At 62.5% G+C, this 21,316-nt stretch carries 20 protein-coding genes and 1 pseudogene; 10 read left to right on the forward strand and 11 right to left on the reverse strand.

Features of this window, described 5'->3' with window-relative positions; all coding sequences use genetic code 11:
• Nucleotides 1-149: 149 nt before the first annotated feature.
• Nucleotides 150-539, reverse strand: coding sequence for a hypothetical protein (locus ASF09_RS00075; protein ID WP_156359113.1), 390 nt, complete (start codon nt 537-539; stop codon nt 150-152).
• A gap of 11 nt (nt 540-550) precedes the next feature.
• Between ASF09_RS00075 and ASF09_RS00080 the strand changes: the two genes are divergently transcribed.
• From ASF09_RS00080 to ASF09_RS21155, 5 genes are all read left to right on the forward strand, one after another.
• A complete protein-coding gene (locus ASF09_RS00080) occupies nt 551-1,069 on the forward strand; it encodes a PAAR domain-containing protein (RefSeq protein ID WP_060523679.1) in 519 nt (172 codons plus the stop codon).
• A 277-nt stretch (nt 1,070-1,346) separates the two neighbouring features.
• The gene (locus ASF09_RS00085; RefSeq protein WP_060523682.1) at nt 1,347-1,937 is read left to right on the forward strand and encodes a hypothetical protein; all 591 of its coding nucleotides are present in this window, start codon (nt 1,347-1,349) and stop codon (nt 1,935-1,937) included.
• A gap of 791 nt (nt 1,938-2,728) precedes the next feature.
• Complete coding sequence (locus tag ASF09_RS00090; protein WP_156359114.1) at nt 2,729-3,205, forward strand: hypothetical protein; 477 nt, start codon at nt 2,729-2,731, stop codon at nt 3,203-3,205.
• Nucleotides 3,198-3,434, forward strand: coding sequence for a hypothetical protein (locus tag ASF09_RS21150; protein ID WP_060523685.1), 237 nt, complete (start codon nt 3,198-3,200; stop codon nt 3,432-3,434). The genes ASF09_RS00090 and ASF09_RS21150 overlap by 8 nt, the downstream gene beginning before the upstream one ends.
• Nucleotides 3,435-3,465: 31 nt before the next feature.
• The gene (locus tag ASF09_RS21155; RefSeq protein ID WP_200912489.1) at nt 3,466-3,855 is read left to right on the forward strand and encodes an HD domain-containing protein; all 390 of its coding nucleotides are present in this window, start codon (nt 3,466-3,468) and stop codon (nt 3,853-3,855) included.
• Nucleotides 3,856-4,547: 692 nt separating this feature from the next.
• Here ASF09_RS21155 and ASF09_RS00105 read toward each other — a convergent pair.
• A complete protein-coding gene (locus ASF09_RS00105; RefSeq protein WP_327196525.1) occupies nt 4,548-5,765 on the reverse strand; it encodes a MipA/OmpV family protein in 1,218 nt (405 codons plus the stop codon).
• Nucleotides 5,766-7,016: 1,251 nt separating this feature from the next.
• Between ASF09_RS00105 and ASF09_RS00110 the strand changes: the two genes are divergently transcribed.
• The gene (locus tag ASF09_RS00110) at nt 7,017-8,195 is read left to right on the forward strand and encodes a hypothetical protein (RefSeq protein WP_082444031.1); all 1,179 of its coding nucleotides are present in this window, start codon (nt 7,017-7,019) and stop codon (nt 8,193-8,195) included.
• 392 nt (nt 8,196-8,587) lie between these two features.
• Nucleotides 8,588-10,300, forward strand: coding sequence for a GMC family oxidoreductase (locus ASF09_RS00115; RefSeq protein ID WP_082443957.1), 1,713 nt, complete (start codon nt 8,588-8,590; stop codon nt 10,298-10,300).
• Here ASF09_RS00115 and ASF09_RS00120 read toward each other — a convergent pair.
• The 4 genes from ASF09_RS00120 to ASF09_RS19475 form a co-directional block, all read right to left on the reverse strand.
• Nucleotides 10,214-11,839 carry an alpha/beta hydrolase gene (locus tag ASF09_RS00120; RefSeq protein ID WP_060523689.1) on the reverse strand — a complete coding sequence of 542 codons (1,626 nt, stop codon included), beginning with the start codon at nt 11,837-11,839 and terminating at the stop codon, nt 10,214-10,216. The genes ASF09_RS00115 and ASF09_RS00120 overlap by 87 nt on opposite strands.
• 198 nt (nt 11,840-12,037) lie before the next feature.
• The gene (gene glsA, locus ASF09_RS00125; protein ID WP_162237210.1) at nt 12,038-13,651 is read right to left on the reverse strand and encodes a glutaminase A; all 1,614 of its coding nucleotides are present in this window, start codon (nt 13,649-13,651) and stop codon (nt 12,038-12,040) included.
• A complete protein-coding gene (locus ASF09_RS00130) occupies nt 13,648-14,304 on the reverse strand; it encodes a cupin domain-containing protein (RefSeq protein ID WP_060523693.1) in 657 nt (218 codons plus the stop codon). The genes glsA and ASF09_RS00130 overlap by 4 nt, the downstream gene beginning before the upstream one ends.
• A gap of 59 nt (nt 14,305-14,363) precedes the next feature.
• A complete protein-coding gene (locus ASF09_RS19475) occupies nt 14,364-14,816 on the reverse strand; it encodes a DoxX family protein (RefSeq protein ID WP_235529469.1) in 453 nt (150 codons plus the stop codon).
• A 328-nt stretch (nt 14,817-15,144) separates the two neighbouring features.
• On the opposite strand from ASF09_RS19475, the gene ASF09_RS00140 reads away from it, so the two are divergent.
• Entirely contained in the window at nt 15,145-16,626 is a 1,482-nt protein-coding gene (locus ASF09_RS00140) for an alpha/beta fold hydrolase (protein ID WP_082443959.1), read from the forward strand.
• 650 nt (nt 16,627-17,276) lie between these two features.
• Nucleotides 17,277-17,498: a hypothetical protein gene (locus ASF09_RS20810; RefSeq protein WP_235529470.1), complete on the forward strand. Its 222-nt coding sequence runs from the start codon at nt 17,277-17,279 to the stop codon at nt 17,496-17,498.
• A gap of 207 nt (nt 17,499-17,705) precedes the next feature.
• Here the strand turns inward: ASF09_RS20810 and ASF09_RS19935 are convergent, their stop codons facing one another.
• A complete protein-coding gene (locus ASF09_RS19935) occupies nt 17,706-18,044 on the reverse strand; it encodes a hypothetical protein (RefSeq protein WP_156359116.1) in 339 nt (112 codons plus the stop codon).
• A complete protein-coding gene (locus tag ASF09_RS00155; RefSeq protein WP_235529577.1) occupies nt 18,041-18,661 on the reverse strand; it encodes a DUF805 domain-containing protein in 621 nt (206 codons plus the stop codon). The genes ASF09_RS19935 and ASF09_RS00155 overlap by 4 nt, the downstream gene beginning before the upstream one ends.
• A gap of 387 nt (nt 18,662-19,048) precedes the next feature.
• On the opposite strand from ASF09_RS00155, the pseudogene ASF09_RS21160 reads away from it, so the two are divergent.
• A pseudogene (locus ASF09_RS21160) lies at nt 19,049-19,320 on the forward strand (NAD(P)-dependent oxidoreductase); the annotation flags it as partial.
• Between the two features lie 161 nt (nt 19,321-19,481).
• Here ASF09_RS21160 and ASF09_RS00160 read toward each other — a convergent pair.
• From ASF09_RS00160 to rpsU, 3 genes are all read right to left on the reverse strand, one after another.
• On the reverse strand, nt 19,482-20,363 hold the full coding sequence (locus ASF09_RS00160; protein ID WP_060523699.1) for an AraC family transcriptional regulator: 882 nt from the start codon (nt 20,361-20,363) through the stop codon (nt 19,482-19,484).
• A 337-nt stretch (nt 20,364-20,700) separates the two neighbouring features.
• Nucleotides 20,701-20,901, reverse strand: coding sequence for a DUF5818 domain-containing protein (locus tag ASF09_RS00165; protein WP_060524801.1), 201 nt, complete (start codon nt 20,899-20,901; stop codon nt 20,701-20,703).
• A 13-nt stretch (nt 20,902-20,914) separates the two neighbouring features.
• Nucleotides 20,915-21,115, reverse strand: coding sequence for a 30S ribosomal protein S21 (rpsU, locus tag ASF09_RS00170; RefSeq protein WP_056052371.1), 201 nt, complete (start codon nt 21,113-21,115; stop codon nt 20,915-20,917).
• Nucleotides 21,116-21,316 lie beyond the last annotated feature (201 nt).

Genomic DNA, 21,316 nt, shown 5'->3' on the forward strand with positions numbered 1-21,316 from the left:
AACGCAGCAGCGTCGGGCGACGTCCGCTAACGCCATCTGCCTCCCCAATAGCGGACGGGCTGCTTTCCTGCCCAACGCGGTCGTTCCCGCGACGCCGTCGCTGGCGGGGAGGCGCATCGGGCGACCACATTAATTGGGCGATCAACAGCCTACGCCTTCGCAACGATTAATGTATGATGTTGGCCAGATCCTGTCCCCGCAACCATCATTACAGAACTCGACATCACGCCGCCCCTTGGGGCGGCGTTGTCGTTTGTGGACCAGGCCAGCAGGTTCGATACTTTGGCGACCACCTCCGCCTCCGGGCCGCCGGGTTCGTCGGGGCAGATCGTCACGCTTTCGATGGGCGTCGACATCACTGCCGCAGCCTCGGTCCGGATTGATCCGTCGTCGAGCGACTTGCGGAGTGCCGCAACCTTGCCGCGGAAGCGGTCCACAAGCACCGGGTTTGGCTGGAGGACTACGATCGGTTTCCCGGTAGTCGTTGCAACTCTTTGTGCCTCCAGCCGCTCCTTCTCCGCCTCTCGCTCCGCGATCATCGCCCGGAGCAATGGACTGGCAATGCCAGCGAGCAGGTTTGGTGCAGATTGTTGAGTTCAGTATTGACCTGCTTGAGGCGGTGTCGAGCGGCAACTGCCTGCAATTCAATGACTCACCCTGGCTCGGATCGATTATCGTCCGCAAGGGATCGGCGACCGTCTTCATCAACGGGCGGCCCGCCTCGCGCCTGAAATCGATGCTGACGTGCGGCGCGCATATCAAGACCGCATCGCCGAACGTCTTCATCGGCGGCGAGACGGTGCGGACCGGCTTCGTTTTCGACCTTGAGGCGTGGACGCGTAGTGGCCTGCAGATCTTGGGGATAGGCGCCGCGGTAGGTGCTGGCGCGTTTGCTGCGATGGCCGGTGTTGCCGCATTCGGCACGTTCGCCGGGATCGGCGCGCTCGGTTTTGCGGGTATGGAAGGCGTCGGCATGGTCGGCGACGCGATCGAGCCAGGCTACCGCGACCTGGTTTGGTCGGCATGGGAATGGTCGTGTCCGAGCCGAAGTATGCCAAGGCTCATGTAGGCACGACGCTGGAAGGCACACCGGGTGGCCGGGTCATCGATGACTGGGATCATTTGAACACCTTTATGCCATGGGACAAAGGTGGCGAGCAGGTCTAGAGCCAAACATCTGCAGGCTATACCCGCGGATTGATGGGGGACGTTGAAGCGTTGCAACCACCAAGTAGGGCAGGCGGCGGTTACGTCTTCCGAAAATACGAGATCGAGGCCGGCAAAGCGGCAGGTCGGATCACCAGTTTCCAGGAGAAGATCGTGTTGCCTGATACGGGAAATTGGCCGTGACCTGGACAGCCTTCAGCAAGCAATATGAGGCAAAGGGGCGGGAGAAGGCGGATGGCTATTTTCCCTTCCACTTTGAGGGCATGGACGCCAACGAATTGACGCGGGCGCGAGCATTGATGGAAACGCGTGGCTCGGCCGGCGATACCACCGATCTCGACGGCTTGAGATTGATCGGCGATGCCGGCAGCATCGCCGTGCTCGAAGCCGCAGAGGCTCAGGATAAGAGGCTAGGCATTGCGTTCGAGTGTGCGCGCCGTGAGACTTTGTTCGCCCTGACGGGGAATGCGCGCTTCCTTGCCCCGCTGATCGATCGATTGGACACACGCGAGGACCGCGATTCGGCCTTCGCTGCGCAAGCGATCGCCCGCCATCAACTGCCGCCATCCTTCGCCACAGTATTGGCGGCCCGTATCGCCGACGGGCGTCACGAAACCGCCTTGCTGTGGATCATAAAGGCATGGCTGTCGGCGCAAGGCGAAGCAATCTGGCAGGTGCCAGTATTCGACGCGAACCTTTCCTTTATCCGCAGCGTGATAGCCGAGCGTCCCGCGGCGCGGCGAGCGTTGCTGGAAACATGGCGGATGTAAAATGGCTTGGTAAATGAGAAGTCAGTGCTGCACGGTTCCGATATTGTGGAGTAATGCGAGGTTTCGAGTTTAGTGAAGGGATGACGAGCGGACGGTTTACTCTGGTTGAATACGAACGGGTAACATGACATCTGGTCGACGTGATTGACGCCGCTATTTGTAGTTATCAGTAAATGATGTGGAGTGAATTCCAGCACCAGTACGAAGCTCGGTGACGTGAAAGGGCGACGGTTATTCTCCAAGTGACTTCGACGGGATGACGGAAGAGCAGCGCGCGCGTGCGCGGGAAATGATGCTGGATCGGGCGCTGAAAGCGCGATACCATGGATCTTAGCGGTTTGCGTTATATTGGCGATGCCGATACCATCGCCGCTCTTTAAGTCGCTGCCGAAAAACTTACCCACCTTGGATGGCGGGATGGCATCATCCGGCATGCAGTGTTCGAACTTACAGGCCAGGAAATATACCTGACCGATTGCGCGAATTAACTCGCCGAGCGCGATCGCCCGTGCAGTAACGTGCCGCCAGCGCTTTCACCCGGGATGTCGTTTCTAGCCATACCGAACACTTTCTGCTCGATCGTATCTGTGACGGCCGGCATAAAACAGCCATATCTTCGCTTGTGCAGGCGTGGATCGCTGCCCACCAACGCGCCGCGTGCGATATCACGTGTTTTCAGCGTCACTTGGACTTGATTTGCCAGATCAGCGGTGACCCTCCGAAACGTCGACATGATACATTGGCCATGCCGCGAGGAAGCTTTCGCGCGGATCGTGTCGCGGGACCCTGATATGTTGACATTCGAACACGAGACATCCTCTTTCGTTTTTCACGGAGTTCGGATCGGACCAAGTGTCCCCGTCACGCAACTCGCAGCGGGTCTGGGCGTCAGCGTTCAAGACAAGCCAGATGATCGAGCATGGAGCTTCGTTAAAGTCGACGACCGACCGGTGGGGGCGTTTGTCGCGTTTTTGGAAGGCAAGATCAACGGCGGCTATTTCTGGGTCGACGTGCCTAGTGCCGGGTGGAATGACTATGAACGCGCAGAGCAGCAGCGTCGAAGGAAACACGAGTGTTTGATGTACGAGATGTTCGGAACGCTGCAATACGACGATCAATTTTTGAGCGTCGACCTCGTGCGCGATCCTCGGTCCGGCCTTGAGCAGATACGGTTCGAAACTGGGGAACGGCTTGAGGTGCGTCCGTTTGGATCCAGGCGTGCGATGCCGATGAGGCAGCTAATAGGAAGGGCGCGTTGCGTTGCTTGAGGACAATGAGCGCGGCGTACCATCCGACGCATTTCGCGGGGGGCGTGACGTCTATATGATTTATAGCTTCGAAGACGTCGCCTTCCACTGGGAGCATGTGTCGGGACGGATTTTCCGTCGCTTCAAGGGTACGGGGCGGGAGAGCGAAACCGTCCATTCAAACCGCTTATATATGGACGCTCGAATGGGCGGCCGGCTCGCGACCCGAGAGGAGTACGACAATTACTGACCTATCGTTTAGCCCACTTGACGAAGCGATTGTGTTCGCAACTCATGCGCATCAGGGACAGGTCGACAAAGCTGGCGCGCCCTACATCCTGCATCCGCTCCGGGTAATGCTGGCGCAGGCGGACGATGTGCGCCGGATCACCGCGGTGCTGCACGATGTCGTCGAGGATTGCGCTGTAACGCCAGCTACGATCCGCGTTCGCTTCGGCGATGCGGTTGCCGACGCCGTGGTGGCACTCACCCGACGCGATGATGAGGACTACGATGCTTTCGTCGCGCGCTGCGCCGCAAACGAGATCGCGCGCGACGTGAAGCGCGCCGACATTGCCGACAATTTGGACCTTTCGCGCCTTCCCGTTGTTACGAACCGGGATCGAGAACGCGCTGATAAATACCGACGAGCGCTCGCGTTGCTTCAATAGAAGATTGGCCAACGACGTCGAAGCGTCGCAATTTTCCGGTCGCGCAAACGGCAGCTACGTCTTTCGGGTGGAATGGTCGCTTCTGGAAAGCAGCGAGAGTTCCTTCGATGTCGGATTATGGGCGGACATGGCCTAGCCGCTTTTTAGTGTCGACTGGCCGCCGAGCGCCGTTGTAAAAGACCGGTTTGTCGTTGCCGCGCACCTTAAATCCCGGACAATTGCGGCTTGCGCGGTGGAGTACGTGCTCCATGTCAGCACTATTGTCCGAGATACCCTGTCGGATTGAGAAAGTGCGCGACAACCTCGGAAATGAGGTTTTTCGTCATGGACAGCGGCTGCTGTTTTGGCGTGAGATCCAATCTCGACGAAGTCGCTACCTTGCAGGCTGGCTTGGTACCGAGCCGACCTCGAAGGCCCCTCGAATGCCCAATTTTTCCAGAACTCGACATTCACGGCCGATTGCCCGAACGACCGCTTTGTTCCAATGTTCGCCATTAAATTCTCGATCCGTGGCGGCTTGACGCCGCGTTCCACTGAGATGAAGACATGTCTGAAGTTGGAGCTAGCCAACGAAGCGCTGAGTGTCTGGGAGTGGGGCATCTGAGCTGTGCCAGCGTGAACGCCCCCTATAGTCGACCTTGCTGTGGGTGGATGACCGGCTACGGGCCAACTGGCCCCACCCACACTACGGACTAGAACGTATAGGCAAGACCGATCGTCCCGAGCCACTGATCGCGCGATCCGGCGATCGCGACGAGCGGGCTGCGGGCGATGTCACCTTCCATGCGTCCATAAGTGCCGCCCGCGACGATCTTGATGCCCTGCAGTAGGTCGCCAGTGAGCGAATAGCTGCCGATCGCGCCGAGCGTCCAGTTCTTGAGGCCAGCACCGGCGGCATAGATAGGCAAACCGCTCGCTACGCTCTGCGCCGTTGAGACGCTGTAATAGGTTTGGGCATAGCCGCGTTCGACGATGTCGGCGGACGCGAACACGCCGATCGCAGCCTTGCGGGACAGTGGCGTGAAATAAGTGATGCTAGGGTTCCAGATGCCGCTGTCGTGGACATTGCTGATGTCGTGGCGATAGCCGAGCGTGACCGACAGCTTGTCGTACGGGCTCGTCAGCACCCCGGTTTTGCCTATGCCAACATAGCCGCCAAGTTCGACTGCGGTGGCGCGCTTGCCGAGCGCACGGACGCGAAGGTCGACTATGTTACCGAGCGAACTGCGGTTGAAGTTCAGCTGGACGATCGGACCCACCTGGAAATCCCAGACTGGACCGGGCTCGTCCTTGATTAGGTCGACGCTCAGCTGGTTGCCGGCAAGCACGAAGCCGTACCCCCTGACGGCGCCGATCGCGGCGGGGACGGGGGTGATCCGGTAGTCGTTGGAGCCTTCGTAATCAGGGAGCGCCGCGACGCCGGCACCGACGGTCACGGTATCGCGGTACAGATCGGCGGGCTGGTCCTGTGCGTAGGCGGGTAGCGTGACGGTCACAGCAAGAATGCTGGCGAGCGTGAACTTCAGGGTTTGGGTATAGAGCACGGGAAGATCCTTTGCTGATCGATAAGGGTGAAGAAAACGGCTAGCCGCCAAGCGTGCGGTGGCGCCGGATGTGTGTGAGCGTTGACGCGACCGCTGGCGAACGACCGCGGGCTCTGCCGTTAATTTTGCTTGGCGCGTGTCGAACACGGGCAGTGCGCCGAAATCGCCACGGGCGTAGCGGGCCTCGACCGTCGCGACCGTTTGGTGCCGCGACGCCAGATCACGATCGTAGAGGTGAGCGCCGACCTGCACGTTCAGCGCGAGCACCCGGCCGCCGGTCTTGAAGCCAAGCGGAATGTCGCGGCGCGGGCGCAGGACGCCGTCCAACGCCGCAGTCTGTCCGCCAGCATGATGGATGGTGACCACGTTAACACGCGTGGCGTCGGATCGGGGGCGATATGACCGGCTCGGGAGAACAGCTGGCGCAGGCAAGGAGGGGCAGACCGGCGATAATCAGCTTAGTCGGCAGCTTGCTTGGCAGCCTGGTCGAGGCAATGGAAATCATCGGCATCGTCGTGTCCCGTTGTGAACGCGGTCGCCCTGCCGATTTGAACCGATCCTGGCACGGCGATCCTCGAAACCGACCAGTCGTTTTCGAAAACGACTGGTACGCAGGCTTGGAAAACGGCGCGCCTAGCCTTCGAGATGCCGCCGCCCAAACGTGCTGGGGGCCTTGCCGAAAAGTTCTTTGAACACCCGGTTGAACATCACGAGGTTGCCAAACCTGGCACCCATCGCGCTCGTCAGGAGCGACACGTCGGCCTGCGAGGGCGGCGAGCGCGCTGCGGACTTCGGCGATCCGGTGTTCGTTTAGGTAGTCGCTGACGCTGCAAAGGCCGAGCCCGCCATTGATGTGACGCCGCACGCGGTATTCAGGCGTCTCGATCCGCGCAGCGACCTTCGACATGAGATGCGCTTCCGGCTCATCTCCCCGGATCGCTCCGTCAGCCTCTGCCTGTAGTCGGCGATTACCAGCGATCTTGGCGAGCAGCGTTCGGCTGCATCAGGTCGCGGCCATGATATCGCGCCAGCTTCGGCCGTCGCGGAGAAGGCTTGAGATAGCGGCGTTGCGAGCCTTATTTTCGGGGCGTTCCTGATAAAGGCCTGCAACCTGCTCACGGTGCCGAACCAACTCGGCGTCGACTATAACGCGCATGTGCTCGAGTCCGTCCTGACCTACGTCGCGCCCGCGCTCGGATGGCGCTGAGGCGGCGCGTGTCACGGTGTTTCGGCTGGTTCAGCACTTCGAAGAGTGAAGGTGGGAGGGCAGGTCTACCGTAACCGATCACCGTCGAAACGGATCATGAAGGCGTGTCCGGTTTCAAAAGCGACAACGTCGACCTGAACGGCCGCTTTCATCCCCTCGCCGCGCGTTCAAACCCAACTACACAGCCGGCAAATATCTACTGGAAACCGCGTATTCGTCAGCTCCGCGCGCCGCCCTGTCGGCTGGTAAATTCGTCAGCGACTACAGGAATGACGATAGCGGCAGTGGTGCTTTCCACGCTCAACAGCTGAGAACCAACGCGCGCTTCCCCGCTGGCACAGACGGTCCTCTCCGACGATCGGATAGGCACTATTGCCGCCATCGCCAGCGAGGAAATCGAAATGACCGTTATGGTATCGCGCCTGCCAGCTACACGCCCCACGGACTTCAACAGTGGCTATCCCATCCCCAACAGTATTGAAGAATTGCTGGCCGATATTCAGGCGCTCGCACCTGAAATACGGTTGCGTGCCGACGAGATCGAGATCGACCGCCGCGTGCCGTCGGATCTGATCGACCGGCTCCGTACTATCGGCATCTTCCGGATGACAGCGGCCCGAAGTCGAGGTGGCTTGGAGTTCGATCTCGCATCGATCGTCGAGGCTATCAGTGCGCTCGGCCGCATCGATGGATCGGTTGGATGGACGGCGATGATCGGATGCAGCTCGTCGCTGTTCCTGCCGCTCCTGCCGCAGGAAACATATGACCTGATCTACCGGGACAGTCCCGACGTCGTCGTCGCGGGCTCCTCCCAGGCATTGGGCACCGCGCAGACCGTCGATGGTGGCTGGCTGGTCACCGGGCGGTGGCCGTTCGCCAGTGGTTGCCAGCACGCGCAGTGGATGCTCGGCGTGTTCGTCGACGACGACGACGCGATGCGCGGCTTCATCATGCCGGCGCGCACATGGCACATCGAGGACACCTGGTCCGTCGCGGGCCTCAAAGGAACCGGTAGCCACCACATCCGGGTCGACGGCGTCTTCGTCCCAGCTGCAAATGTGTTCGATCCGGCTATGGGGATCGTCTGCATGTCAGAGCCCCTCTTGCAGGCGCCCCGGCATTTGCTTCCACTGATCTATGCTGCGGTCGTCGTCGGCATGGCAGAGGGGGCGGTCGACGATATCGTCGCCATGGCCAACAGCGGCAGGCGTCTTCAATACGCCAGGGATGCGCTACGAGACATGGAGACGTTCCATGCCGAATTGGGCCGGATCGCGGCGGAGTTGAGGGCGGCCCGCGCGATGCTTCAGGCGCAGACCGCCATTCACTGGCAGCACGCGCTCACGGGGACTCTGCACACCGATGCGCGTCTTGCCGAGGCGACGCAGACCGCAGTGTGGCTGCAGTCGACCTGCGTGGAGATCGTCGATGCCTGTTTCCGCCTTGGCGGGGCGAGTGCGCTCTATGATACGTCGCCGTTGCAACGCCGACTGCGCGACATCCACGCCGCGGGACAGCACGCATCCGCGCAGCCGCGTCACTATGCCGGCGCCGGCAAGCTTTTGATCGAGGGGCATCGAGCGGTGTGATCGAGATCGGGTAAGTGGGGCGAGCTGGCTTCCGGCCGCCCCAAAGACGAGGTAGCATCCGCGTAGGACGTGCCGGACTGGCGAAGGCTTGGGCTTTGTTAGGCCGGCAGGTTCCGGGATAGATGCCGACGCAGCGGCAGTTTGGTTCGGGTCGACAAGGGGTAACCGGACTACCCAACTGGGTCCCCTTCACGCCGCGTGGTCCCGGAATACCACGCGCGCGCGCGCCGTTTCCACGCTCACATCCCCGACTGCGCCGCGGCCTGTCACCGATACAGATCGCGGCGTGACCGACATCCGGGCGCCGCGATCGAAGGATGGACATGTGAAGAACCCTATCGTCAGCGCTACCGGCCTTGGTACACGAAGGATCATCGAGCAAGGCCGTCGCCATGAAGCATGATGGCGAAACCACCGCTGCTTTTGAAACGCGTGTCTCGGCGAACCAAGCGCTGCAGCGTGCCGAAGACCGTCGCGAATACGACTATATCGTTTGCGGGGCGGGGTCGTCCGGTTCGGTGGTCGCGCGGCGGCTTGCGGAGGATCCCGATGTCACCGTGCTGCTGATCGAGGCGGGCGGCGGCGATGCCTCGCCGAGCGTTTCCAATCCCGCGCTCTGGATAGACAACCTCGGTGGCGAACGCGACTGGGGGTTTGTCGCGGAGCCGAGCGCGCATCTGAACGGACGTGCGATGCCGTTGTCGATGGGCAAAGGGCTCGGCGGCGGATCGTCGATCAACGCGATGGTCTGGTCGCGCGGGCATCGGACCGACTGGGACCATTTCGCGCGCGAAACCGGTGACGATGCCTGGAGCTACGAGTCGGTGCTGGGCATTTATCGCCGGATCGAGGACTGGCGCGGTGCACCCGATCCACTGCGTCGCGGGCAGGGCGGGCTGTTCCCCGTCGAACCCGCCCGTGACCCGCATCCGCTCGCCACGGCGCTGCTCCGCGGGGTCGCCGATGCGGGGATCGCCACGTTCGCCGATCACAACGGCGCGATGATGGAAGGGGCGGGCGGTGCCGCGCTGTGCAATCTCGCGATCAGCGGCGGGCTGCGATCGTCGGTGTTCCGGCGGTACCTGTACCCGGCGATGGCGCGGCCGAACCTGACCGTCTTGACCCACACCACGGTGACCCGCGTGTTGATCGAACGCCGCGAGGCGCGTGGTGTCGAGATCGTGATCGACGGCCAGTGGCGGCAGATCCGCACGCGGTGCGAAACGATCCTGTCGCTTGGCGCGATCAACACCCCGAAGCTGCTGATGCAGTCGGGCATCGGGGATATGTCGCAGTTGCGGCGACACGGCATCGCGCTGGTCGAGCATCTGCCCGGCGTCGGGCGCAACCTCCAGGATCACGTGATGGTGGCGGGGTGTGTCTGGGAAAGTCCCGAACCGATCGTCCCCCGCAACAATCTGGGCGAGGCGACCTTTTTCTGGAAAAGCGATCCGCACCTGGAGACGCCCGATATCCAGGCCTTCGTGGTCGAAGCGCCGATCGTCGCGCACGATGCGGGGGGACGCGATCCCGCCCCCGCTGCGTCATGGTCGTTGCTGCCCGGTCTGGTTCGGCCAAAGAGCCGTGGCTCGGTGACGATCACCGGTGCAGCACCCGCATCGCCGGTGCGGATCGAGGCCAACGCACTGGCCGATCCCGATGACCTGACGGCACTGGTGCGCAGCGTCGAGCTGTGTCGCGATATCGGCAACGGCGCAGCGCTGCGTCCGTACGTCAAGCGCGAGGTAATGCCCGGCAATTTGAGCCGCGAGGGCCTCACCGGATTCGTGCGGAATACGGCGTCGACCGTCTGGCATCAGGCTGGCACGGCCAAGATGGGGCGTGATGCGATGTCGGTCGTCGACGCCGAGCTGCGCGTCTACGGTATCGCCAACCTGCGCGTCGCCGATGCCTCGATCATGCCGCGGGTGACGACCGGCAACACGATGGCGCCGTGCGTCGTGATCGGCGAGCGGGCGGCGGCGCTGCTGACGGCCGCACGATCGTCGGAAACGCGGTCATCCGCCGATGCTCCTGCGTTCTTCGGCAAGGAACTGGCGGATATGCGCGACGAAGGCCGCGGCCGCGGGCTCCCGGCCGAGTAGGACATGATTCTCGGTGTCGAGGGTCACGAACTCGGCACCGGGGATTGCCGCCGCTAGAGCACCGCCGACCGCCAGCGGGATCTGACGGTCGCCGCGGCCGTGCATCACCAGCGTCGGCGTGGTCACGCCGGCCAGCCGGTGGCGTACATCGATATCGGCGAACACGTTGGCGAAGCGTACCGCGTTCTCGGCGCTGACCGCCTCGCGCTGAAACGCGTCGAACCAGTCGAGTTCCTCGGCGGAGGCGCCCGGCATGAACTGCCACGTTACGAGCTTGCGGTACGCGGGATCGGATCGCCCCCAGCCTTGACGGACGAGCGTCAGGATCGCCTCGCGTTCCTTGTGGACATCGGGCGTGCCGATCACGCGCCAGCCGGCCGCAAAACCACCCCACAGGATCAGGTGACTGACGCGTTCCGGGTGCCGCGCGGCATATTCGATCGCGACCGAACAGCCTTGCGAGATGCCGAGCAGCGGGAAACGGTCGATCCCGGCCGCGTCGACGACCGTCTCCAGATCGTGCACCAACGTATCGAAGTCGATCAGGGCGACCTCCCGGTCCGACATGCCGTTGCCGCGCCCGTCGTAGCGGAGGAAGCGGTGGTCCTGCGCCAAATCATGGAACAGCGGCGCCCACACCGGGGCATCCCAGTCGAGCTCGAGATGGTTGAGCCAATTTGCGACCTTGACGAGCGGTGGGCCGTCGCCGACCGAGGCAAAGGCGATCCGCACGCCGTCATCGGTTGTCGCGAAGCTGATCTTCTGGCGGTGCAGCGTCATCCGATCAGTTCCTGCACCGAGCGCTGGAGCCGATACATCTGCGGGAGCCGGTGCCCGCGAGGGCGCAGGTTCGAATGGCATTGCCGGTGATCTAGGCAACCCTGCCTCACGCAGCCCGGCGGAGAAGTCTCGCTCGACTCGCTTGGCATCTGCAAGCCGGCCCAGTTCGCGCAAGGTCCTTTGCAACCGTGCCACGGCCTCGTGATTGAACGGATCGGCGTCGCACCATTCGCGGCACCACGGGAGCCGGTCCTCGTGAGAGAGCGGCATCTCGCCGACAAGCCGTTGCAGCAGCGTGCGTCGCAACCGTGCGGTCGCCTCGCGTTCCGCCACCAGCCAAGCCTGGAAGGCTGCGTTGTCGGGCAGATCGATCCCGGCGAGCAACGGTTGGCGCAACGCGGTAAGACACGCGACGATTTCCTCGACCGACGCGTCGGGACCGATCTGGCGGGCGGCATGAAGGTCGATCGTCACTTCGCCTGCATCGAACGCGACGGTCTCGCGGTCCGCGATGACGCGCGGGCGATCGGTATCGATCAGCGCGCGGATCTTGCTGAGCGACCAGCGCAGCGCGCCGCGCGGATCGTCGGGACCATCGCCCCAGAACAGATCGATCAGATGCTCGCGGCGCTGTGGGCGGGTGGCGAGAACGAGATAGGCGAGGAGCGCGCGCGTCTTGCGCGAGGGGGGCAGCGGTACCGCATTGGTCGATTGGAAAACCGACAGGATGCCGAGTGTCGTTATAGCGAGATAACTCATGAGACGGGTGGGCCGATGTGAAGTGCCGCGAGCATGGGGGCCGTACGCTTGGAGGGCGTCGGGTCCCAGCCGGGGCATGGTTCATCACAAAGGCGGGGATCCGAACTGGATGCCCGCCTTTGTGGGAAAGCAGGGGGGGGCGAGCGCCCGATTTCTGGGGCGCGCGCGTGTTTGCAGAGATTGGCGAAGGGTTGGCGATCAATAAGCGAGGGCTTCGATCGACCCGCGCCGGAACATGCCGCCAGGGTCGAGGTCCACGGCGTCGGGCTTGCTCGGTTGCAGAAGCGCGATGCTTGCCGCGTCGCCGTTGCGGCACGCATCGTCGAGCGGGGTGTTGCCCCAGCGGTCGGCCACGTCCGTCGCCGCGCCGAGCGGCAGGAGATACCGGAGCACGTCCGCGCGGCCTTCGCTGGCCGCCAAATGAAGCGCCGTCCGGCCGTCATAGTCGGCAAGGTTCACGTCGATCGAGCGCGCCACCAGGCGGCGCAATTCGGTCAGGTCGCCCTTCGCTGCGGCGGCGCAAAAATAGGTCGCCTGATCGACCGCGGCTTCGGCAGACCTGCGACGCGGGTTGGTCTGTTCCGCCGTGGCGACCAAGCCGTCGAACGCGAACCGCTTGACGAGCCGGCGGGCAAATTCGACGCCGCGCACCGAGTTGCCCAGCGCGTCTAGGCGCGGGCTCCAGACCGCGATCCCGCAGACGCCCGGAATGGTGATGAACAGCGCCCCCGATACGCCCGATTTTGCGGGCAACCCAACGGTGAACGCAAACTCGCCGGAGAAATCATACAGACCGCACGACGCCATCAGCGGCAGGCAGTTTTTGGTGGTGTCGCTGGTGAAGACGCGCTCGTTGCTGAGTGGGCATACACCGCCGTTTGCGAACGTCGCCGCGATCGTCGCCATGCCGGGCGCATCGACGGTGATCGAACAGCATTGGAAATACAGGTCGAGCGTCGCCTTCAGGTCGGTGCCCTCGGGGAATGCGCCGTTCTCGCGCATGAAATAGGCGAGCGCGAAATTGCGATCGGCGGTGTCGCGCTCGGACAGGAAGACCGCGTTGTCGAAACCGACCGCCCCCTTGCCGGCGAGCGCACCCCAGGTCTGCATCACGGTGTCGAACCGGTCCGCGGCGGACTGTTCCGGCGCGATCAAAGAGGCGCACATGATCGCGCCTGCGTTGATCATCGGATTGTGCGGCAGGCCTGCGCCGTTCAGCGTGATTGCGTTGAACGAATGCCCGGATGGCTCGCGACCGACATGACGATGGACCGCATCGACGCCAAGCCGGTCGAGCGCTATCGCGTAGTTGACCGGCTTGCAGGTGGATTGCACGCAGTAGCGCGTCGCGGTGTCGCCGATCGCGAAGCGTTGCCCGTCGATCGTGCACACCGCCACCGCAAAGCCGTCGGGGTCGGCGCGCGCGAGTTGCGGGATGTAGGCGGCGACATCGCCGTCGCGGCAATCGCGCACCGTGTCGAACATCCGGGCGATCTCCGCGCAGAACGCAGTGAAGTCGGGGATCACCAGATTGCCGGTTAGCGCACGGCTGAGCAATGTCCGGTTCGCACCGGCCAGCGCGGGCGCGATCGCCTCGAACGGGATGTCGACCGCCTGCGCATAGCCCTGCATCAGTGCGTCGAGCTCGCGCAGGCGGGGATCGTCGATCGCCAGGCCATTGTCGCGCAGAACCCGCTCGATCGCGGTCCGCGAACGCTCGCCCCCGCCATCGGTGAGCCCTTCGTAGAGTTTCCGCGCCGCGTCGTCTTCACCGGGGCGAACCGCCGTCATCCCCGTTGCCGTCGTCTTCACGACGCGCTGCCGGTGGCGGCAAGCGGCCATTGTCTTGCGCCGCCGCCGAATACGGCAAGCGATTGGTTGCGCGGCGCATGGTCATCGCGCAGCGGCTCAGCTTTGCCGAAGCCTGGGTATTGCGGCAGGGCGATGGCAGCCTCGTCGGGCGACAGGATGGTCATGCCATGCTCGTTGGCCAGCGCGACCGCGTGATCCGGATCCTCGGTCTGATAGGTCGCGGCGGTATTCGGGGGCAGCGTCATGCTTACCGCGACGGTGCTCATCCGACGGAAATACTCGTCGAGCTGGACGGAATCTTCGCCCACCGCCTGCACGATCACCAGGGCCCGAAACTGTGCCGAGCGGATGTAGAAGGCGTGCGGCTGGCCACGCGGGACGAACGCCATCTCCCCCGGATGAAGTAGCATGACCGTATCGCCGCAATACATCTCTAGGGCGCCGTCCAGAACGTAGACGATCTCGTTTTCCCAGAGGTGGATATGCGGGGGCGGCTCGTTACCGGGTTTGCCGCGATATTCCATCAGCGCAAAGCCGCCTTCGGTTTCGGCGCCGGTGGTCAGGAAGCTCATCAGGCTGCCCATATAGAAGCGCGTCGTGTCGAGCGTCGCCGCGCGGGTGAACGGGGCGGGCGTGAGTGTTGAAATGGTCATGTCGGGTCCTTGGCCGGCACCCGAAGTGACGGCGTATAAAGTGAAAAGGGCGTGGCGGGTCAGGCGCGAAAGGGCAGCAGCGCGCGCAACCGCGGATCGCGCAGGTACAGTCCGCCCCACGCCATGACGCCAAGCGTCAGACAGACTATCTGCGGTGGCGAGCCGATCTCGTTCAGGCGGAGATGCAAGCAGATTGCGCCGCCCAGAAACCCGGTGAGCAGGATCGCGCCCAGCACCGCGGTGCGCGGGGCCGCGTACAGGACGACGCAGGTCATCGTAATCGTTCCGACCACCGGCGACAACGCGAAGGGAAAGCCGCTCGCCTCGACCTCGGCACGGAGAACCGGCAACGAGACCAGCTGGGCGACCGCATCGGCGAACAGCAGCATGATCACAATCACGCTGAGGACATGCCCGATACGGATCGCGGCAGACGGCGAAGCGATGTCCTTTGCGGGGAAGTTGCGATCCGATCGCACGGCAACGCCGCCCAGGTCGAGCCAGAACGTCACAGCAACGCTGCGGGCAAGCGGGCCAGCATCGGCGCTTCGAGAAGATACGAGGTTTTCATGAGGATGGTCCAGTCGATCGGGTGCGACGTCGTGTCGCGCTTTGCCGACGTTGCACTCGACCCCCGTCGTGGGGACCAGCGATTGAGCGCGCGTGGACATTGCCGCTGGCGGCGTGGTAACTGCTTTTTCACGTCGAGAGGCCGTATCGATCGATCATTTGCCAAATCTGGTCGTCAACTTACTGGGTTCTCTGGCGATAACGTCAGAATCGGTAGCCGTTGATCTCCCGGCCTCGCGCAAGACTCGGGCGCTGATCGCGTATCTTCTCATGGCGGACCGCCCGCAGCGCCGCGAACACTTGTGCGATCTGTTGTGGGACGAGGGTCCCGACGATCCCCGCGGCGCGCTACGCTGGTCGCTGAGCAAGCTGCGACCAGTCATGGATCGGGATCGCCGACGGCTGATCGCCGACCGCGAGACGGTCGTGATCGACCGCGAGGGGATCGTCGTCGATATCCATGACGCGCAACGGGCGCTCGATACGAAGCCATCCGTGGCAGCCGATCTGCTGGCAGCGTTGGTTGCTCTTCGCGAGCCGTTGCTGGCGGGGCTCGATATGCCGCGACACGAAAGGTTTGCGATCTGGCTTGCCGCCGAACGCGCCGCCGCCGAGCGGCTGCGTCGATCGCTGTTGCACCGCCTCGTCGTGTCGATCGCGTTGTCGCCGGAAGATCGGCTTCCCTGGGCGCGCGAGTGGCTCGACGCGGATCCGTTCAACACCGATGCGGCGGTGCATCTGCAGGAGACGCTGCGACAGCTCGGGCGGCAGGACGATGCGAAGGTCGCCAAGCGTAGTTTCGCGGATGCGGTGAGCGAGGCGGGCCTGCCGCCACCGCCGGTGACGCAGGAAGCGGCGCGCGAACTGGCGATCCCGGTTCTGCCCGCACACGACATGCTGCAGCGGCAGAAGATTCAGTTCTGCAAGGCGGCGGACGGCGTTCGGCTGGCCTATGCCTGCGTCGGGGAGGGGCTGCCGCTCGTCAAGGCAGCGAACTGGCTCAACCACCTCGAGCTCGACTGGGATGCGCCGATCTGGGCCCCGCTGTTCCAGGAGCTGGCGCGCGATCACATGTTCGTACGCTATGACGCGCGGGGCAACGGCATGTCGGAAGCGTGTGTCGCGGATATCAACTTCGACGCGTTCGTCAGCGATCTGGAGGCGGTGGTCGATGCCGCCGGGATCGATCGCTTCCCGTTATTGGGCCTGTCGCAGGGTTGCGCGGTCGCGATCGCTTACGCGGTGCGCCATCCCGAACGAGTGAGTCACCTGATTCTGTGGGGCGGGTATGCCGCCGGGTGGCGGATCAATGCCACACCCGACGTGATCGAAGAACGCGAGGCGATCATCACGCTCGTCCGGCAGGGTTGGGGGCGTACCGATGCCGCCTACCGCCAGGTCGTGACCGCGACCTTCATGCCGAGCGCGACCGCGGAGGAACTCGACTGGTTCAACATCTTCCAGCGCCAGACCGTCCACGCCGAGAACGCCGCCCGCTATCTCGAAGTGTTCGCCGATATCGACGTCCGCGCGATCCTGAAGGACGTGCAGGCCCCAACGCTTGTGATGCACGCGCGCGGCGATCGTCGTATCCCGCTGGCGACCGGGGGCGAGCTCGCCGCCGAGATACCGGGTGCCGAGTTCGTCACGCTCGACAGCGACAACCATCTCCTGCTCGGGCGCGAGCCCGCGTCGCTCGCGTTCGTGGCGCATGTTCGGCATTTCCTGTCGGTGCCACTGCGGGTCGGCTAGGCAAATGCGCTCGGGCGCGTCTGCGGACTGCTCACGACCATGTGGGCGGATCGCTCGTAAACGGGACCAACGACCGCCAGTAGGCACAGCGTCGTACTGAAGGCGGTCGCGGCAGTGACGATCATTGCCTGGGCAACGCTCATTTTCGAGGGGAGGGGCATAGCTGTCTTTCCGATCATGGTAGGAACGCCGGTGCGGCTTTCCTAACGGACTCTAGGCCGGGGATTTCCGGCATCCCTCCAATGCGGCGCTGCCGTCGACACGTACGTTGATCGGCGCGTGGAAACGGACCGTCCCAGCGTGGTATTGCGCGGTGCTGAAAGGAGCTGCGGGGAAAATGTGCGCGGCTCCATTAATGCGCTGATGCGTTGTCGGTGAGTTTGCAAAACCACCAGACTATCAGGCAGTCTCTAATTTTGATGTAAACTGGGACTCGTTCGGCTGAGTGCAAATACATTTTAGGTATAGCCAACTACTTCACAAGCAGGTGCATCGAGTTCGTCGACCTAGAAATGTTGCGCTATCTCGATTTATATCGGACGGGCGGACTTGATGGCGGAGTGTCCTGTTCGAAACCTGCTAGTGGTCTTGATGAAGCTAAATGTAGCGGATGTTCAGGCTGGGACGTGAACTGACGAGCAAGAGGCAAGATGTTCGAAATCCGCAAAGATGATTTATCCGGCGATCAAACCCGTTCCCTGTTGGCGCTGCATCTTGCTGGAATGCATGACACCTCGCCCCCGGACAATGTTTTTGCTCTCGATCTTACAGGCTTGCAGGCTCCGGAAATCACAGTGTGGACGGCGTGCGTGACGGCCAGGTTGCCAGTGTTGGCGCGATCAAGATGCTGGCCGGCGATGGCGCTGAGGTGAAGTCGATGCGAACTCACCCTGAGTTCCTGCGTCAGGGGGCAGCAGCGGCCCTGCTGGATACGATTATAGGTGTTGCGTGAAGCCGGGGCGTAAAACGGTTGAGCCTCGAAACCGGTAGCGGTGCTGCGTTCGAGCCAGCCCTCGCACTCTACCGCCGTCGAGGTTTCACGAGCGGAGCGGCGTTTGGACAATATAGAGCTACCGCGTTCAACCAGTTTCTACATCTGGATTTGTAGTCCCACGCTCTGAATCCTGAGGTACCGCGATCGCGCCAGGGCGGCCTCTGCTAATGTCCATGCCGGTTCGCTTGACCTCAATCCTGTATCCGTCCGGCAAGTGCTCGCTCTTGGGCATCGCAGTTGCCTCCATGAAGTAGCCCGGAGCGTGTAGCGTCCCGCCACTCGGCAGGGCTGCTTGCAAATAACCGGCCGCGCCGCACAGCTTCAAAAAATAGCGGGGATCGCTGATGGAACGAGCGAGGCGTTCAAGAGAATAGCTTGACTTGGGAAACACCCAGCGGGCGACTTCGGCGTTGGCCGTGATCATCGCGCGTGTCCTTCGTTGAGCAGGCTGTCGATCTGCGTCGACAGGGCAGTATTATCATTGCCGGATGCTTCACGCTCGTGGTTCATCGATACCTCGTTGCCTGTCGCCTGTATCGCCGAAGTGTCCGGCGCGCGCGGCTCGGCAGCGCGCATGCGTGCATCACGCTCGGGGACCAGCGCATTCTGCCAGGTAATAACTGCACCGCCCGCGGCGATCCCCGCTGCCAGCAACAACGCAGCTACCATCAGACCCGCCCGCCCATCGGCAGGTCCGCTCGATGTCCAAGGCGTGGGCGGGACGCCATGGTCATTGATACCGCGCTCGCCCGGTCGCAGCCCCAACGCCGCTGTCGCAATTCCCGCAAGCGTTAGCGTTCCCCAGACAATCGCATCGGCATCATGGCCTAACCAGCGCGCGACTGCGGTCAGCACAAGCGCGACCACGCCAGTGGCGACCGTCGGCACCCACCAGCCGCTCTGCCCGCTGTCATGAACGCGGCGCACCGTTTCGGTCCCGATCTTCGCTGCGAATAAGCCTAGCGCGGCGAACACGCTCATCAGCACGACGCCTTCCACCCGAGCTAGCGTTTCGACGCTCAGCCAACCAAGCCCCAGCATCAGCGTCAGCCAAGCGAGCCACCGCAGCGGCGCCGTTCGTGCACGATATGAGAAGAACCGGACCAGAATCACTGTACGCTCCCGTTGTCATGGTCGTCAGGCAGTTCTACACTCCTGACCGCAATGAGACAGTGTCGGCTTACAGGCAGCGTGCCGCAGTGCGAACCCGCTCTACGGTCCGTACGCTTACGATGCAGACTTTGACTGAGCTGCAGAGTGATCGCGTGCAAAACGCTTTATTTTTTCCATTCGTGTTGCCGCCCAAAGCGCTGACAGAGCATCGCGGGTTTGCGCGATGACTCGCCGGGTGATCGATAGGGCAAAGCGCGGTCCGCTGTTCCCCGGCCTTATCTCCAGCAACATTATCAATGATTAGGTCCAAAAGGGTATTTGGTGAATGTCGCGCGTGGATACCTCATAAATGAAGATGCTTTGATTGCTGCACTAGAAACAGGTCATCTTGGCGGGGCTGCTCTCGACGTTTTTGCGACGAGCCCGCGGACGCAGGCCGCTGGAAGTACGTACCCAATGTCCTTTTGACGCCTCATATCACAGGCAAAACAGCGGAGGCCATTGCCAAAATGGGCCGACAACTCCGCGTTAACCTCGATACATTCTTTGCCAGCTCAGATTCCCTAGGTTCGGTGAGAACGGAATAATCGGCCTAATCTTTGTAGAATGCGTCAAAAGGGTAGCACTTCCGCCGGCAAGCGACATCAGGGAGGGGTGATCCTCAATTGTCGTTTTATGATCGAATTTCGGGAAGGGGGCGGCTTGTTTGCTGCGACGGCGCAAAGGATCAATGATGCCCTATACCAAGCTACTTTAGTGGCAGGAACAATTCCGCGACCGCCTCATGCTCCGGCACCTCCGGGAAGAAGGCGACGCGCTGGCAGTAGAGTGGAAAATCTCGTGCCTCCTCGCCGCTGGCGGGTAGCCAATCGCGGTAGAGGTATAGCGCGGCCAGCTCCAGATTGTCGGTGTTGCCGACGACGCGCAGCACCGCGCAGCGTCCGCCGGGGATGGTGTCGGCTTCGATCCGCTCGCCGTTTGCCTCGATCGGTCGATCGGTGCCGACGCATAGGTCCATGCGATACTGGGCCGGGGGCGTCGTGCGCGGATCGGAGTGGAAAACGTTGAATGTCGGGCTAACCGTCGGCGACAGGCCGGTTGCCTTCCGCCAACCGATGAACCGCTGAATGGTAGCGCCGATTGTTACCGGGTCGCCGCGATGCTCCATGATCGCCACAGGGGTCGGGGCTACGTCGCGGATCGTCACATCGTTGGGTGTGTAGGTGGTCTGCATGAGCTTGCTCCTCGCGTTGTTGAGAGGCCCGAAGGCCGCAAGCCACGGTTCCCAATCGGGAGCCTTCCTAAACGACGACGGCGATTGCCCGACCCGTTGCCGGAAGGCGCGGGCAAAGGCATCCGGGGCGTCGTATCCGGCGTCCATTGCTATTTCAGTGATACTCTGCGCGTCCCTGTAAACCAGCCGATAGGATGCACGCTTCATGCGGGCGAGCTGGACGTAGCGATGCACGGATAGCCCGAAGGTCGCCGTGAACTGCCGGTGGAAGTGGAATTTCGAAAAGGCCGCGACGCCGCTCATCGCATCTAGGTCTAGGTCATCGTCCAAATGCTGGTCGATGTGATCTAGTACCCGCTGCATCCGGGCACGGTAATTGGGAAGCGCCGCCTTCATCGTCCTGTCCTCCTTGGCGTCGCTATCTAGGCGCTCCCGGATCTGACGCGCTCGACCGATCTTGCGGTTCTAGCAAGGCTCGCAGTCTTTCCCGCAAAGGACCGACGATCGAGACGGGGAGGTCATTCTCGGAATTGATCCTAATCGGGAAATTGAGCTTGCCGTCGGGTAGGGGGAATGCGTGCGCCAATAGCCCGCCTAGACATGAACGAAGGGCCGAAATTGGGGAGCTGAAATTACCCCGTGAACGTCCACAATGGGGTCCAGCCTGCTGCCGCAATTTCAAACGACAGGTTACTAAGTACGCTGTTTCGAGATCAGATGACCCGCGCTCGCTTTATGCCGGCGCGACGCCGTCGGCGCTGACCAGTTCGGCGCCCACGAGTGTGCCGACGAGCCTTACCCGCTTCTCAACCAGGTCCACGGGCGTACGCTGAAGTTCCAGCTGATAGCGCCCGCCTGCGTCCCGGCGCAGGCAGAAGGCACCACCATCGCGTGACAAAGTGCCCGTTTCGTCAATTCGGGTTCCAATTTCCATCGCCAGCTTCCTATCAGCGATCACGTTCCTCGCGCTTGCGATCGGCTTTGCGCGCGCGACTGACGGCGGCTGCATGCTCCCGCGCGCGCTTCTCGGATGGCTTTTCATAATGGCGGCGCAGCTTCATCTCGCGATACACACCCTCGCGCTGCAGTTTCTTTTTCAACGCGCGCAAAGCTTGATCGACATTGTTATCGCGAACGGTGATCAACATGCGTGCGTGCCCTAGCTGTGTCTATAATCTCGGCTAAGCTCGTTAACGGTGAGCGGGCCGGCTGCCAAGAGAGGCTGCATGTAAGCGGCATATGCTGCACGCAGAAAACGCTGTTGGGCGCCTCCTTTCGGAACGACGGCTTCAGTTTTCTTCATTCAATACGACTTCAGGATGATTGCACACCGATGATGAGTGGCGGAA

This window comes from Sphingomonas sp. Leaf242 (assembly GCF_001422045.1).
Lineage (GTDB): Bacteria > Pseudomonadota > Alphaproteobacteria > Sphingomonadales > Sphingomonadaceae > Sphingomonas.